Raw genomic sequence first — 509 nt, forward strand, 5'->3', positions numbered from 1 at the left:
TCGCTCAGCAATCATTTTATCCTGATTCAGCTGTTTTTCTGAGTTATTTAGTACGGTGACATCCGCGCCTGCGGCTGCCAAAACTGGGCCCTGCTGGCCGCCGCCTGATGCTAAACAGAGTACTTTCAGACCTTTGACAGGCGGAAACCAATCCTTCGGTACATCTTTCATTGGTGTTACCCTTATATCCCAATTGCCTTTTTTTGCTTGTTCGATCACCTGCTGCTCAACAGCAACAGTCCATTCATTGCCTGTTTCTACTTTTTTATCCCAGGCTTTGCTATTATGAGCTACTAACGCATTCATGAATCTTCTCCTTACTTTAATGTATAGAGTATAACAAATATTTCTAGATTAATATCGCTTTCCCTTTGCATATTTAGAAAAAAGTTCATAAAAACGCAAAAAAACCACAAAGGAGATATGTGATTTATATCATCAGATTTACTTTTACTTCGTTACATAAAGCCATTAGCAATGAGAGCTATTGTTTCTCCGGGTTAGGAATC

Annotated in this window: 1 pseudogene; it reads right to left on the minus strand. The window is 39.5% G+C overall.

The features are described 5' to 3' along the window. Positions 1-306: pseudogene (locus ACWHAR_RS32350) on the minus strand (SAM-dependent methyltransferase); the annotation flags it as partial. Between the last annotated feature and the right edge of the window lie 203 nt (positions 307-509).

Source organism: Bacillus sp. LR--39 (assembly GCF_053613335.1).